The organism is Promicromonospora sp. NPDC023805 (assembly GCF_040639635.1).
Classification (GTDB): domain Bacteria; phylum Actinomycetota; class Actinomycetes; order Actinomycetales; family Cellulomonadaceae; genus Promicromonospora.
The window spans coordinates 21,285-33,707 of record NZ_JBFAAH010000033.1; the positions used below are offsets into that span (position 1 = coordinate 21,285).

A 12,423-nucleotide genomic window follows, 5' to 3' on the forward strand; every position below is an offset into this window, starting at 1 on the left:
TGTCCGTCGGGCCGTCAGCCCGCGGAGCGGCCCAGGTCCTCCCAGCGCCGCCAGCCCGCCAGCCGGTCCTCGGTCAGGGGCAGGACGGCGTCCGCCGCCAGGTCGCCCACCAGGATCCGCAGTGGCGGCTCGTCCGCGTCGACGACGGCGAGGACCACACGGGCGACGTCCGCCGGGGACGACGAGCCGGGCGGATGCCACGCGGCTGCCCGCAGCGCGTCGTACGCGGGCAGCGGCTCCGCCCGCACCGCCGACTCCCCCCGCCATGCGGTGTCCACGGGCCCTGGCTCGACGAGCGTGACCCGGATCCCGAACCCGGCCACCTCCTGGGCGAGCGCCTCGGACAGCCCCTCCAGCGCCCACTTGGACGCGCTGTAACCCCCGAGCCCCGGCCAGGCGGCGACGCCGCTGGAGCTGGACACCTGCACCACGTGCCCCGAACCCTGCGCGCGCAGCACCGGGAGCGCCGCCTGGGTCACGTGCAGCACGCCGAAGAGGTTGACGTCGAGCTGTTCGCGCAGCTGTTCGGGCGTGATCTCCTCGACGTACCCGAACAGCCCGTGGCCCGCGTTGTTCACGACCACGTCGATGCGGCCGAGCCGTTCGGCCGCAGCCCGCACCGCGGCGGCAGCCTGGGCCGGGTCGGTCACGTCCAGCCGCAGCGGTACGACGGCGTCCCCGTGCTCGGCCACCAGGTCGTCCAGCGCGGCGACGTCGCGCGCCGTCGCCGCCACCCGGTCGCCGCGCTCCAGGGCCGCCGTGGCGATGGCACGGCCGAGCCCACGGCTCGCGCCCGTCACGAACCAGACCCGGCTAGGTGCCGCGTCCACATGCGCGCTTTCAGCCGTCATGGGCGACATCGTGCCAGGTGGGCGCCGTGTCGGCACTCGCCATTAGCACTAGGCTCGCGACATGCCAGAGGACGACGACGACACCCGGCCCCTGACCCGGCGCGAACGGCTCCGGCGGCAGACCGTCGACGAGATCGTCGAGGCGGCACTGGGGCTCGTCGACGACGGCGGTGCGCACGGCCTGTCGCTCGCCTCGGTCGGCAAGGCGGTAGGCATGACGCCGCCCGCGCTCTACCACTACTTTGCCTCCCGCGAGGCGCTGCTCGACGCCCTGGTCCTGGCCGGGTACGCCGACCTGGGCACCGCCGTCGAGATCGCGGTACGACAGGCGCAGGACCGGTCCCCGGCGGACCGGTTGGCCGCCATCACCGGTGCCTGGCGCCGCTGGGCCCTGGACCATCCGCGCCGGTACTCGATGCTCTTCACCGGCAGCCGGCGTGAGGCGGTGGACCCCCTGGAGAGCGTCGGCGCGATCAGCCAGAGCATGCTCGCCCTGGTCACGACCATCCAGGAGATCGCATCCGGCACTGGCACGGGCTCTGCCGACGCGGGCGGCGCTGCCGAGGGATCAGCGCTCGACCAGGATCTGGTCCGCTGGGGCAGGTCCCTCAGCACTCCGGCGGAGGCGGCTCCGGCGGCGCTCCGGCTGGCCCTGTCCACCTGGTACCGGGTGCACGGACTCGTGTCCCTGGAGATCGTCGGCGCGTTCGGCACCATGGGGCTCGACGGCGAGCGCCTGCTGGCCGCCGAGCTGGAGGGCCTGGTCCGCGAGGCCGCGCGCGTCTGACCCCTGTCCGGCGCCGGTCGGCGTCAAGCCCCGCAGCGCCGGTCGACGCACGTCAGTCGCGGTCGAGCAGCGCGTCCGCCATGACGACGGAGGCGGGCGCCAGGGAGGTCGCGCCGTCCTCGACGTCCCAGAGCGAGTTCTGCAGCAGCCGCCCGAGCGTCCAGCCCGTCGCCCGGAATCGGTCGAGCGCGAGGACCTCGGTGAGCACGTCGAAGCGTCGTCGGACCACGCGTCGGGGGTCGCCGCTCGCGACGACGACGTCGGCCCAGCAGCACCTGCCGGTCGGCCGGGTCGACCAGCGACGTCACGGCTCGCGGAACCTGTTCGAGCATCGCGGCCGCGATGTCGTGAGCGTGCTGCTGCCCTCGTGGGCGCTGGCCGAACGGCTCCCCGTGGCCGCCGTCGGCACCGTGGCCGCCGGGTTCGGCGTCGGCGCCCTCGCAGGCAGCCTGGCCGGGGCCTGGATCGCCCCGCGGGCCAACCGGTGGCTCCTGTACTCGGTGGCGTTCCTCGTCGGCGCAGCACCGCTCTACCTCGGCCTCGCGGTGCTGGACACGATCGTGCCCGCGACCGTCCTGGCCGCCTGCTGCGGTCTGGCCATGGGGTGCGTCAACCCGGTGGTCGGCGCGGTGCAGTACGAACAGATCCCCCGCGGCCCTGACTCGCGGTACCGGGTACGTCGAGTCAGGGCGGTGGTCCCGCGCCTACGCCGGAGACCCAGGAACGGGTTACGGCACGAGAACGACCTTGCCACCCGCATGGCCGCCGTCGACCAGGCTCTGCGCCCGCGCCGCCTCCGCGAAGGGCAGCACCTTCGCGACCGGCACGGAGAGCTCGCCGCGGGCGACCAGCCCCATGACCTCCGCGAGAACCTCCGCCGAGTGCTCGGACTGCTCCGAGAACTCGACGCCCAGCGTGTAGGCCGCCGGGTCGGCGAGCGTCAGCACCCGGTCGGTGCCGCCCCGCAGCTCGATGCTGTCGGGCAGGACGCCGCTCCCCGCGCTGTCGAGCACCGCGTCGACGGCGGGTGCGAGCGCGCGGACCCGGTCGACCACGCCTTCGCCGTAGGTGGTGGGCGTCGCCCCGTACGCCGCCACCCGCTCCTGGTTGGCCGCCGACGCCGTGCCGATCACGCGTACGCCCGCCGCGACCGCGAGCTGCGTCGCCAGCCCGCCGACACCACCGCTCGCACCGTGCACCAGCAGGGTCTCCCCCGGCTTCACGTCGAGGATCCGCAGCGCGCGCCGGGAGGTCTCGGCGACCACGGGGAGCGCCGCCGCCTGGGTGACCTCCATCCCGTCGGGCACCGGCGCCCAGACGCGCAGGACCGCGAATTCGGCGGCGCCCCGACCGGCCGGGCCGGCGACCCGGTCCCCGAGGGCGACCCCTGCGACGTCGGCCCCCACCTGGTCGACGATGCCCGCCACCTCGAGGCCGGGGACCGCCGGGAGCCGCGTGCGGAATGCCGCCTCCATGGCGCCCGACCGGACCTTCCCGTCGAACGTGTTGACGCCGACCGCCTCCACCCGGACGCGGACCTGGCCGGGACCGGCCTGGGGCTCCGGCACCTCCCCCAGGTGCAGGACCTCGGGGCCGCCGAACTCGTCAAAAACTACTGCGCGCATCGTGTTCTCCTTCGTCTTCGGGAGGCATCCGGGCCGAACGTCTACCCACTTCGCTGTTCCGGACAGGTAACCCCGGGAACCGTCTCCACTATTCCGCCGGCCATCGCCTCTGCCATCGGCCTTGCGACCGTCTTTGCGACCGTCCCTGCGACCGCCCCGGTCCCGAGTCCTACGATGGAGCGCATGGCACCTGACCCGGACAGTGAGCCGAGCGCGTCAGCCGCCGGACCGCTCAGCCTCGCGATCTTCTCGCTCGCGCGGACGCACCGGGCGCTCGCCGCGGACCTGCTGCGCCCGCTCGGTCTCCATCCCGGCCAGGAGCTGCTGCTCATGTTCCTGTGGGAGCACGGGCCCCAGCGGCAGACGGACCTCGCCGAGCACGTCGCGACGGACTCGGCCTCGATGACGCGGACGGTCCAGCGGCTTGAGCGCGCGGGGTTCGTGCGCCGTCGGCCCGGGCCCGTCGACCGGCGCGTCACGCTGGTCGAGCCGACACCCGCGAGCCTGGCGCTCCGGCCGCGCGTCGCCGAGATCTGGGCCCAGCTGGAGCGGGCGACGGCGGGCGAGCTCGACCCGGCGCACCGCGACGACGCGACGGCGCTCCTGCGCGCGCTGGAGCAGAACGTGGGCAGCACCGCCGTGACCGTCAGGTCGCCGTCGTCCCGGGAGCGGGCGCCACGGCCCACGCCTCGGACACGGGAGCCATCAGCTCCGGGTCGGAAGCCGGCTCGGGCGTCGTCGACCCCTCCGCCGCCGGCCCGGGGACGGTGAGCGTCGCGATGGCGGTGGTGATCGGGATGGCGAGCACCAGCCCGATCGAGCCGACGAGGGTGCGCACCACCTCCTCGGCGATCTCGCCGGAGGTCAGCGCGGTGGCCGGCGACTGGTCGACGAGCCAGACCATCATCAGCAGCGGCAGCGCGGCCCCGACGTAGGCGAACGCGATGGTGTAGACGGTCGACGCGATGTGGTCGCGGCCGATCCGCATGGCGCTGGTGAACAGCTCGGCACGCGACGCAGCGGGCGCGACCGCCCGCAGCTCCCACACCGCGGACGCCTGGGTGATGGTCACATCGTTCAGCACGCCCATCCCGGCCAGGACGATGCCGCACAGCGCGATCCCGCGCAGGTCGGCACCCGGTGCGCTCGACGGCAGGAACGCCGACATCTCGTCGTTCGTCCCCGTGATCTGCGCGGCCCCCGACGCCCAGGCGGCGAGCCCGGCGGTCAGCGCGAGGCCGACCAGCGTGCCGAGCAGCGCCGTCGACGTGCGGGCCGACAGGCCGTGCGCCAGGTACAGCGTCACGAACATCACCAGGGACGACGTCACCAGCGCGACGCCGATGGCGGACTCCCCCGCCAGCAGAGCGGGCATGGTGAAGCCCAGGAGCACCACGAACGCGAGCCCCAGCCCCGCCATGGCGGCCAGCCCGCGCCAGCGCGCGACCAGCAGCACGACAAGGGCATAGACGATCGCCAGCAGCGCGATCGGCAGCTCGCGCTGGAAGTCCATGAACACCAGCGGGTCGACGCCGGGCTGCGAGACCTGGGAGATGTCGACGGCGGTGATCCGGTCCCCCTCGGCGAGCGGGATCGACGGGCCGGGCGACTGCATCCGGGACGACTCGCCGCCGGGGAGCACTACCGGGATGCTCCCCGTGGTGGGGTCGGCGGGCCCCGTGACGGTGACGTCGACGAAGGACGTGCCCTCGGCTCTCGCGGGCACGCGGTCGGGCACGTCCCCGGGGTTCGGCCACAGCAGCCACAGCCCGGCCAGGGTCACCAGGAGAGCGGAGACCAGGGTCACGACCAGCAGGAACGTCGTGCGTGGCGCGGCTGGGCCGGCCGCACGGTGCGAGTGAGCGTGCGCCATGCGCACATCCTGACCCAAGGCCGCGCCGTGGGCGCGGCGAGCGGGACGGTCCGGTCTCAGGCGGTCGGTAGCAGGAGCGCGTCGACGAGCGCGGCCGCGGCGCCGTCCTCGTCCACCGTGCCCGTGACCCGGCCGGCGATGGCGCGGACCGTCGCGGGCGCATGCCCCATGGCGATCGACAAGGCGGCCCACCGAAGCATTTCGAGATCGTTTTCGCCGTCGCCGAGTGCGACGGTCCGGGACGACGCGACCCCCAGCTCGACCCGGATCCGCTCGAGCGCCGTCGCCTTGGTGGCCTCGGGGGCGGTGACGTCCACCCAGTCCACGCGGGCCGCGACCGCGGTGACACCCGACGCGCGGAGCGCCGGCGCGAGCCGCAGCGCCCACTGCCCGTACACCACCACCCGCGGCGTCGGTCGTGCCCAGATCTCCTCCAGCGTGCCCAGCACCTCCTGGTGCCCGTTGAGCAGGCGGTCGGGGAACCGCCTGGTCACGCGGTACCCGGTGCCGACCACCTCCGCGGCGAGCCGCAGGTCGGGCCGTGTCCTGGCGACGAGCCGGCACACGGGTCCCGCGTCCAGGGGGGTCACGTCGACGACGGAGTACCCGTCCGGGCGCAGCCGCGCGGTCACCGCGCCGTTCGCCGCGACCACCCAGCCGTCGGTGATCCCGAGCTGGCGGGCCGCCTGCACGGCGCCCGACAGCGACCTGCCCGTCGCGACCACCAGATGGTGGCCGGCGGCGCGCACCGCGGCTATCGCGTCGAGTACCGCGCCGGTCGGCCGCCGCCCGGCGCGTACGAGCGTGCCCTCGACGTCGCAGGCGACGAGAGCGGGTGTGGACCTGGGCACGTCCGACAGTGCTGCGGCCCCGGAGGCGGTCGCGGTCACGATATTCCCCTGGTGATAGGTGGTGAGAGCATCATTGCCCATACTGGGACATTTTGGTACTCGCATTTCACCGGTCGGAGACCTGCTCGCGCAGGTCAGCCCCCTGGTCAGCCTCCGGTCACCGCTCCCGGACCGCGATCCCCGGGTACTTCAGGACCAGGCCCGAGGCGTCGTACGTGAGCACGCACTCGAAGTCGAAGGTCGACGACGCGTAGTCGAACCTGATCGCGGTCGGCGTCCGGCTCCGGAGCCGGTACTCCTGCTCGAGCCGCTCGACCCCCAGGTCACCCGCCCGGACGAAGACCGCTGGCACCGGGTGCGACTCCCCCAGGGCGGGGTCCAGCCGGTGGACCGGCAGCGTGTTCGTCACCGCCGACGACTCGAGGTCCACGTCGAGGCAGCCGTCGAGGTCGCGGCGCGGGACGCCGTCGACGAGCCACCGGGAGTCGTCGCCCTGCCCGGTCCGGTCGAGGGTCGTCCGGACGGTCCCGACGGCTGACACCGCCCGCACCTCGGCCCGGCGGGTGCACCACTGCGGGTCGACCTCTATCCGGTACCCGACGGACCACGCCTGCGGCCCCTCGACGGCGGTGGTGTGCCCGCGGAGCAGGTACCCGTCCGCCGTCGGCTCCGCGAAGAGCACCTCGAAGCCCGCCCGGACCCCGCTGTGGGTCCAGGCGGACACGTCGGGCAACGGATCCAGCCGCACGGTTCGAACTCTAGCCGCGCGAGGGCGGACACCGCCCTGCGGCGGTGTTCAGCCCGTGCGTTCCTGGCGGGTCCAGCCCGACCAGCCGCGCTCCTCCAGCAGCCGCTCCAGGCGGCGACCGGCGGGGAAGGAGTCGAGGGCCAGCGAGTCGAAGAGGTCGACGAGCCCCGCCTCCATCTCGCTCGCCGAGCCGTCGGACCAGCCGGCGTGCTCGTCGAGCAGCGCAGCCACCAGGTCGGCCAGGGCGGGCAGCCGCGGGTCGTCGGGCGCCCAGTCGACCGCCGCGCTGAGCCGCCGCAGGGTCTCGACGAACTGCTCGTCGTCCAGCAGCCTGCCCTTCAGCGCCATCGCCCCGGCGACCTGCTCCGGCGACAGCACCGCGAGGGTGAGGATCCAGCTGTCGCGCTCGATCTCGACCACCCGCTCCGGGAGGCCGAGCTCGCGCCACCGGTCCAGGTAGGCAGCGCCCTCGGGCGGTAGCGCCAGGCTGTCGCCCGCGGCGATCCTGGCGATCCGTTCCCGGTGCCGCTCCCGCTCGTCGATCTCCGCACGCAGCCGCGCGTCGATCTCGGCGACGGCGGCCGCGAACTCCTCAGCGTCAGCGCGCAGCAGCTCCCGGACCCTCGCGAGCGGCACACCCGCCTCCGCCAGCACCCTGATCCGGATCAGGTCCACGGCGGCCTGGGCGTCGTACCGCCGGTAGCCCGAGTGGTCGCGCCCGGGCTCCGGCAGCAGGCCCTTGGCGTGGTAGTGCCGGACGGCGCGCGTGGTCACCCCGGCGTACGACGCGAGCTGGCTGATCGTCAGCATGTGGCCAGTCTCCTCCTGCTGCCTTCGGTCGTGCTGCGTGCGGTCGTGCTGCGTGCGGTCGTCATGCACGCAGGATGCAGGGTTGCCGCAGGGGCAGGGTCAAGCCCTGGCACTCCTGCCGCGAGACCATGCCCGGTCGACGACTCAGTCCGTGTAGTCCCCGCCCGGCACGTCGAAGACCTCCTCCAGGGTCGTGACCCCGGTGGCCCGCATGTGCGCCGCCAGCTCCCGGCCGACCCAGCGCAGGTGCCAGGGTTCGGGTGCGTAGCCGGTGACCGCGCTGTTCTGGCGTGTGTACCGGACCAGCATGCCGAACTCGGCGGCGTGGTTGGCCACCCAGCGACCCTCCACGGTCTCGCCGAAGCAGGCCTCGAAGTCGCACTCCGGCCGGGTGGTGCCGCCGACGTCGACCCCGAGGCCCGTCTGGTGCTCGCTGTGCCCCGGACGAGCCGACACCTCGTCCGCCCGCTCGGCGCCGAGCTGCGCCACCCACCCTTCGTAGACCGACGCCTGCTTGGGATAGCCCCGGTAAGCGCTGCGCAGGGTGAGGCGCACACCGTCGGCGTCGGCGGCATCGAGCAGCGCGGCGACGTCGGGGGCCGCGTCCCGCCGGACGAGGTAACCGCGCACGGTGGTGAGGTCGGGCTCGTGGTCGACCGGGTCGAGCGGCGTGTGCTTGTTGACGATCACCCACGGGCTTGCGGGATCGCTTGTCGAGTGCTCCGACAGGTCGAGGCCGGTGGCGGGTGGCGGGCCGTCGACGGGGCCCTCCGCGGGGGCCACCGGGCTCGGCTCCGTCTGCGGCGCCTGGGCTACTACCGGCTTCTCTGCCGGGTCGTTCTCTGCCGGGTCGTTCTCTGCCGGGTCCTTCTCTGCCGGGCCGGACGCGGTGGCCTGCGGCTCCGCCCCGGTCGCGCTGCCCCCCTCGTTACCCGGTTCTGCGGCAGCACAGCCCGCGAGGAGCAGGCTCCCGACCAGGACGACGGCGGCGGGGCCCGCCGGGCGGACACGGGCGCGGTTACGAGTACGAACGAAGGAGACGGTCACATCAGCGTTGGTGTGCACGGTCCGGACCGCGATGACAGCGGCGGGCTGTGACGTGGACAACATGCGTGAGGTGTCATGAGGGCACTCCTGCCGGACACACTGACTAGGAAGCACGTCTCTTCGTCTCCGGAGTCCACCCTGGCCACGAACACCGAGCCACAGCGTCTCGAACCGGGCAGGCACACGCCTGCCCACCTCACGCCTGCCCACCTCACGCCTGCCCATACGGAGGCACTCTTCGTCGCGCACGCGAGCGCCGTGTACCGGTACGCGCGCTCGCGGCTCCCTGCCGCCGAGGCGGAGGACGTGGTGGCCGAGGTCTTCGCCGTCGTGTGGCGCAAGGGCGAGCTGCCGGACAACCCGCGCGCCTGGCTCCTCGGGGTGGCCCGCCGCGTGATGGCGAACCAGGTTCGCGCCCAGCAGCGGCGCAACGCCCTGGTCGAGCGGGTCCGCGCGCACCCGCACCCGGCGGGTCAGGACGGCGTGCGGCTGGTCGGCGAGCTGGACGAGCTGCGCCGGGCGCTGGCCCTGCTCCGCCCCGCGGACCGCGAGGTGATCGCCCTGCTCGCGGCCGCGGAGCTGTCCACGGCGGAGGTCGCCCAGGTACTCGGCTGCACGACGGCGACGGCGGCCACCCGGGTGCACCGGGCACGGCGCCGTCTGCGGGCGGCCTACGAAGAGCTCATCAAGGAAGGTTCCTGACGTGGAAGACGAAGAGCTGACCCGCGCCCGGCGCGCGTTGCGGGGGGTCGACCAGGAGCTCGACCTGGCGCGCGTGTACGCCGAGTCGCGGGCACGCGCGCACGGTGTCGACGAGCCCCTGGACGGCGACGAGCCCCTGTACGAGCAGAGCTTTGACCACGCGCAGGACCACTGGGCGCAGGACGAGCGCGTAGTGGTCCTCCTGCACGACCTCGACGCGGAGCCCCGGCGCGGCCGGTCCCGCGCGCGCCGCGGGCGGGCACTGGTGTGGGGCGTCGCCGCGGCGGCAGCCGCCGCCGTCGTGGTGACCGTGGTCAACCTGCCTGCGCCGGGCGCGCAGCCCGGCTCGGCGCCCGGCACCAGCCTCTCGCCGACGGCCGTCCCCGAGCCGCGACCGTCACCGACCGTCGCGCTGACGCCGTCCGAGGTGGTCGACCGCGCCGCGCCGGCGGTGGCCGGCGCGGACTGCGCGGTGAAGACCCGCTCGACGCTCGGCAAGGAGTCGGCGACCCGCTTCGACGGCGCCGCCGCGACGGACACCGGGACGCCGAAGCCGGTCCCGCTGGACACACGTCCGCTGGAGGTGCTGCAGCTGGCGACCGTCGGCGCGGCCCTCGACCTGGCCGGCCTCGAGGGTACGGACTACCGCCTGGACGACGAGTTCCTGCTCGAGGAGGAGGACGGCCGGACCATGGTCCGGATCCGGTTCACGCCCCCGCGCGAGCTGGTGCTCGGTGGCGAGCTGACCGGGCTCGACGTCGTCGTCGATACGACCACCTGGCTCCCGTACACCGCGGAGACCTGGGCCAAGTCCGACGGCGGCAAGGCTTATCAGGTACACAGCGAGTTCAGCTGGACGTCGTGCGCCAGCCCCAGCAGCAGCCCGAGCCCGGCGTCCACTGACGGCGACCCGGCGCCGTCCGACCCGGGGAGCCGTTCCCGATAGCATTCCGGCGTGCTCAGCCCCGCGACACCCGACGACCTCGACGACCTGGCCGCGTTCCTGCGCTCGGCCGACCTGACGGTCGCCGCCCTCGCGGAACCGGCGGTGCACCTGTGGCTCGACCGCGACGACGCCGGAGCCGTGTGCACGACCACCGGCTTCGAGCTCGGGTCGAGCGGCGAGCACGCCCTGGTCCGCAGCGTCGCCGTCCGGCCGGACCTGCGCGGCACCGGTGACGGGCTGCGCCTGGCGCGCTTCGCGCTGGACCGGGCCGCCGACGCCGGGGCGCGCCAGGCCTGGCTGTTCTCCCGCCGCTCCGGCGGCTTCTGGCAGAAGCTCGGCTTCACCGCCACGACCACCGACGACCTCGCCGCGGCGCTCCCCGACGCCCACCAGGTGCGGCTGTTCCGCTCGACCGGCCAGCTGGACCGCGAGGTCGCCTGGCACCGGCCGTTGCCCGTGCGCGCCGATTCCGGCGCACGGCTCGCCGCCGGATAGGCTCGGCGCATGAGGTCTCCAGAAGCATCCAGGTTCGGGCTGCCGGTACTCCGGTAGCCCGAGATGCCCCTGTAGAGACCGCCGAGCTACCGCTCGGCCGCTTTCCGCGCATCCGAAGGGCCCCGTAGTGCCGCCCAGGCCTACCCGTTCCCCCTTCCTTCGGAGGCATCCATGCCTGTCCTGCTCTACGTGCTCGCCGTCGCGGTCTTCGCGCAAGGCACGTCGGAATTCGTCCTCGCCGGGCTCGTGCCCGGCATCTCCGCCGACCTCGGCATCACCATCGCCCAGGCCGGCTACCTGACCTCGGGCTTCGCGGTCGGCATGGTCGTCGGCGCACCGCTGACGGCTGCGCTCGGCAGTCGTCTGCCACCCCGCTGGACCCTGTCCGGCTGCCTGCTGGTCTTCGTCGCGGCCCACGCGGCGGGCGCGCTCACCGACCAGTTCGCCGTGCTGCTGGTCAGCCGGTTCGTGGCCGCCCTGGCCAACGCCGGGTTCCTCGCCGTCGCGCTCTCGACAGTGGCCGCGGTCGTCCCGGCGGGCAAGCAGGCCAGGGCGCTCGCCGCGATCCTTGGCGGCACGACGCTCGCCCTGATCGCCGGGGTCCCGGCCGGAGCGTTCCTCGGCGAGATCTGGGGCTGGCGGTCTGCCCTGTGGGCGATCGCCGGGGTCTCGGCGCTCGCGCTGGCCGCCGTCGCCGCGCTGACGCCGGGGCGGCTCGGGCCTCGCGTGCCGCACACCCGGGTGGATCTCCGGGCCGAGCTCGGCACGCTCCGCTCGCCCGGCCTGCTGCGGTACCTCGTGCTCGGGGTGCTGGTGAACGGCGCGACGTTCTGCGCGTTCACCTACCTGGCGCCGATCGTCACGGACGGCGCCGGGCTCGGCTCGGCGCTGGTACCGGTGGTGCTCGCGCTGTTCGGGCTGGGCGCCTTCGGCGGCGTCTCGGCCGCCGGGCGCCTGGCCGACGCGCACGGGCACCGGGTCCTCGGGATCGGCATCCCGGTTCTCGTCGCGGGCTGGGTCCTGTGGGCCGTTCTCGCGGGGCGCCCGTCGGCGGTGTGGCTGCTCGCCCCGGTGCTGGGCGCGCTCTCGTTCGCGGTGGGCGGCACGCTGATCGCCCGCAGCATGGCGTCCGCCCACGGCGCCCCGACCATGGGCGGGGCGTACTCGACGGTCGCGCTCAACCTGGGTGCGCTGGTGGGCCCGGTGCTCGGCGGCCTCGCCATCGGGCCGCTCGGGCTCGTGGGCCCACTGGTGGTCAGCGCGACGCTGGCGGGCACCGCCGTCACCCTCTGGCTCGCGACGCACTCCGCTCACCGCGGCATCAGTTGACCACAGCGGTTGCTGCCAAACCGACCCTCGGCCTGGCAGCAACCGCCGTGCTCGCCTCACCCACGATTTGACCATGCACCTACTGCCAGATCGGGGCCTCGCATGGCAGCAACCGCATGGTCATCAGCCGGCGCGCTGATCGACCGCTGCGCTTGGCACACTTTTCGGCCACTGACCAGCCCAGACGGCATCGTCCCGAAGCGTGGACGCTTTTCCGCTCACATCGCGGTCATGCTTACGATCCAGGTCAATCATCCAGAGCGGTCGAGAGTCCTGGCTCAACGACACCGCAGCAACCTGCCTCCGGAGCGCCAATTCCGGGCAAGGTGCTAACGCCAGGTCCGATGGAGCTGATACGC

At 74.0% G+C, this 12,423-nt stretch carries 13 protein-coding genes, 1 pseudogene and 1 riboswitch; of the genes and pseudogenes, 6 read left to right on the forward strand and 8 right to left on the reverse strand.

The annotated features are described in order from the left end of the window. Positions 1 to 14 precede the first annotated feature (14 nt). The gene (locus AB0F70_RS24385; protein WP_357454720.1) at positions 15 to 851 is read right to left on the reverse strand and encodes an SDR family NAD(P)-dependent oxidoreductase; all 837 of its coding nucleotides are present in this window, start codon (positions 849 to 851) and stop codon (positions 15 to 17) included. A gap of 61 nt (positions 852 to 912) precedes the next feature. Here AB0F70_RS24385 and AB0F70_RS24390 point away from each other — a divergent pair, with 61 nt between their 5' ends. Then, positions 913 to 1,638, forward strand: coding sequence for a TetR/AcrR family transcriptional regulator (locus AB0F70_RS24390; protein ID WP_357454723.1), 726 nt, complete (start codon positions 913 to 915; stop codon positions 1,636 to 1,638). 52 nt (positions 1,639 to 1,690) lie between these two features. Here the strand turns inward: AB0F70_RS24390 and AB0F70_RS24395 are convergent, their stop codons facing one another. Continuing rightward, positions 1,691 to 1,867 carry a hypothetical protein gene (locus tag AB0F70_RS24395; protein ID WP_357454726.1) on the reverse strand — a complete coding sequence of 59 codons (177 nt, stop codon included), beginning with the start codon at positions 1,865 to 1,867 and terminating at the stop codon, positions 1,691 to 1,693. A gap of 499 nt (positions 1,868 to 2,366) precedes the next feature. Next, positions 2,367 to 3,263, reverse strand: a complete 897-nt coding sequence (locus tag AB0F70_RS24400) for an NADP-dependent oxidoreductase (RefSeq protein WP_357454729.1) — start codon at positions 3,261 to 3,263, stop codon at positions 2,367 to 2,369. A gap of 183 nt (positions 3,264 to 3,446) precedes the next feature. Here AB0F70_RS24400 and AB0F70_RS24405 point away from each other — a divergent pair. Next, positions 3,447 to 3,728: pseudogene (locus tag AB0F70_RS24405) on the forward strand (MarR family transcriptional regulator); the annotation flags it as partial. A 181-nt stretch (positions 3,729 to 3,909) separates the two neighbouring features. Here the strand turns inward: AB0F70_RS24405 and AB0F70_RS24410 are convergent. The 5 genes from AB0F70_RS24410 to AB0F70_RS24430 all read right to left on the reverse strand — a co-directional run bounded on the left by AB0F70_RS24410 (position 3,910) and on the right by AB0F70_RS24430 (position 8,655). Beyond that, positions 3,910 to 5,136, reverse strand: coding sequence for a YibE/F family protein (locus AB0F70_RS24410; protein WP_357454732.1), 1,227 nt, complete (start codon positions 5,134 to 5,136; stop codon positions 3,910 to 3,912). A gap of 56 nt (positions 5,137 to 5,192) precedes the next feature. Next, positions 5,193 to 6,026, reverse strand: a complete 834-nt coding sequence (locus AB0F70_RS24415; protein ID WP_357454735.1) for an HAD family hydrolase — start codon at positions 6,024 to 6,026, stop codon at positions 5,193 to 5,195. Positions 6,027 to 6,144: 118 nt separating this feature from the next. After that, positions 6,145 to 6,735 (reverse strand): putative glycolipid-binding domain-containing protein, encoded by a 591-nt coding sequence (locus AB0F70_RS24420; RefSeq protein WP_357454738.1) that lies wholly within the window; start codon positions 6,733 to 6,735, stop codon positions 6,145 to 6,147. Positions 6,736 to 6,783: 48 nt separating this feature from the next. Next, a complete protein-coding gene (locus AB0F70_RS24425) occupies positions 6,784 to 7,545 on the reverse strand; it encodes a MerR family transcriptional regulator (RefSeq protein ID WP_357454741.1) in 762 nt (253 codons plus the stop codon). Between the two features lie 144 nt (positions 7,546 to 7,689). Then, positions 7,690 to 8,655 (reverse strand): D-alanyl-D-alanine carboxypeptidase family protein, encoded by a 966-nt coding sequence (locus tag AB0F70_RS24430; RefSeq protein WP_357454744.1) that lies wholly within the window; start codon positions 8,653 to 8,655, stop codon positions 7,690 to 7,692. 12 nt (positions 8,656 to 8,667) lie between these two features. Between AB0F70_RS24430 and AB0F70_RS24435 the strand changes: the two genes are divergently transcribed. The 4 genes from AB0F70_RS24435 (at position 8,668) to AB0F70_RS24450 (ending at position 12,064) form a co-directional block, all read left to right on the forward strand. Next, positions 8,668 to 9,294 (forward strand): RNA polymerase sigma factor, encoded by a 627-nt coding sequence (locus tag AB0F70_RS24435; protein ID WP_357454747.1) that lies wholly within the window; start codon positions 8,668 to 8,670, stop codon positions 9,292 to 9,294. Position 9,295: 1 nt separating this feature from the next. Continuing rightward, positions 9,296 to 10,240 carry a hypothetical protein gene (locus AB0F70_RS24440; RefSeq protein ID WP_357454750.1) on the forward strand — a complete coding sequence of 315 codons (945 nt, stop codon included), beginning with the start codon at positions 9,296 to 9,298 and terminating at the stop codon, positions 10,238 to 10,240. A 9-nt stretch (positions 10,241 to 10,249) separates the two neighbouring features. Further along, entirely contained in the window at positions 10,250 to 10,735 is a 486-nt protein-coding gene (locus AB0F70_RS24445; protein WP_357454753.1) for a GNAT family N-acetyltransferase, read from the forward strand. Between the two features lie 171 nt (positions 10,736 to 10,906). Next, entirely contained in the window at positions 10,907 to 12,064 is a 1,158-nt protein-coding gene (locus tag AB0F70_RS24450; RefSeq protein ID WP_357454756.1) for a Cmx/CmrA family chloramphenicol efflux MFS transporter, read from the forward strand. A 248-nt stretch (positions 12,065 to 12,312) separates the two neighbouring features. Beyond that, positions 12,313 to 12,415: riboswitch (SAM riboswitch) on the forward strand. Positions 12,416 to 12,423: the final 8 nt, after the last annotated feature.

Bases quoted from the DNA above. Each gene is read 5' to 3' on its own strand.
- AB0F70_RS24385 (WP_357454720.1), bottom strand. From the start codon at position 851: ATGACGGCTGAAAGCGCGCATGTGGACGCGGCACCTAGCCGGGTCTGG.
- AB0F70_RS24390 (WP_357454723.1), top strand. From the start codon at position 913: ATGCCAGAGGACGACGACGACACCCGGCCCCTGACCCGGCGCGAACGG.
- AB0F70_RS24400 (WP_357454729.1), bottom strand. From the start codon at position 3,263: ATGCGCGCAGTAGTTTTTGACGAGTTCGGCGGCCCCGAGGTCCTGCAC.
- AB0F70_RS24410 (WP_357454732.1), bottom strand. From the start codon at position 5,136: ATGGCGCACGCTCACTCGCACCGTGCGGCCGGCCCAGCCGCGCCACGC.
- AB0F70_RS24425 (WP_357454741.1), bottom strand. From the start codon at position 7,545: ATGCTGACGATCAGCCAGCTCGCGTCGTACGCCGGGGTGACCACGCGC.
- AB0F70_RS24430 (WP_357454744.1), bottom strand. From the start codon at position 8,655: ATGTTGTCCACGTCACAGCCCGCCGCTGTCATCGCGGTCCGGACCGTG.
- AB0F70_RS24435 (WP_357454747.1), top strand. From the start codon at position 8,668: ATGAGGGCACTCCTGCCGGACACACTGACTAGGAAGCACGTCTCTTCG.
- AB0F70_RS24450 (WP_357454756.1), top strand. From the start codon at position 10,907: ATGCCTGTCCTGCTCTACGTGCTCGCCGTCGCGGTCTTCGCGCAAGGC.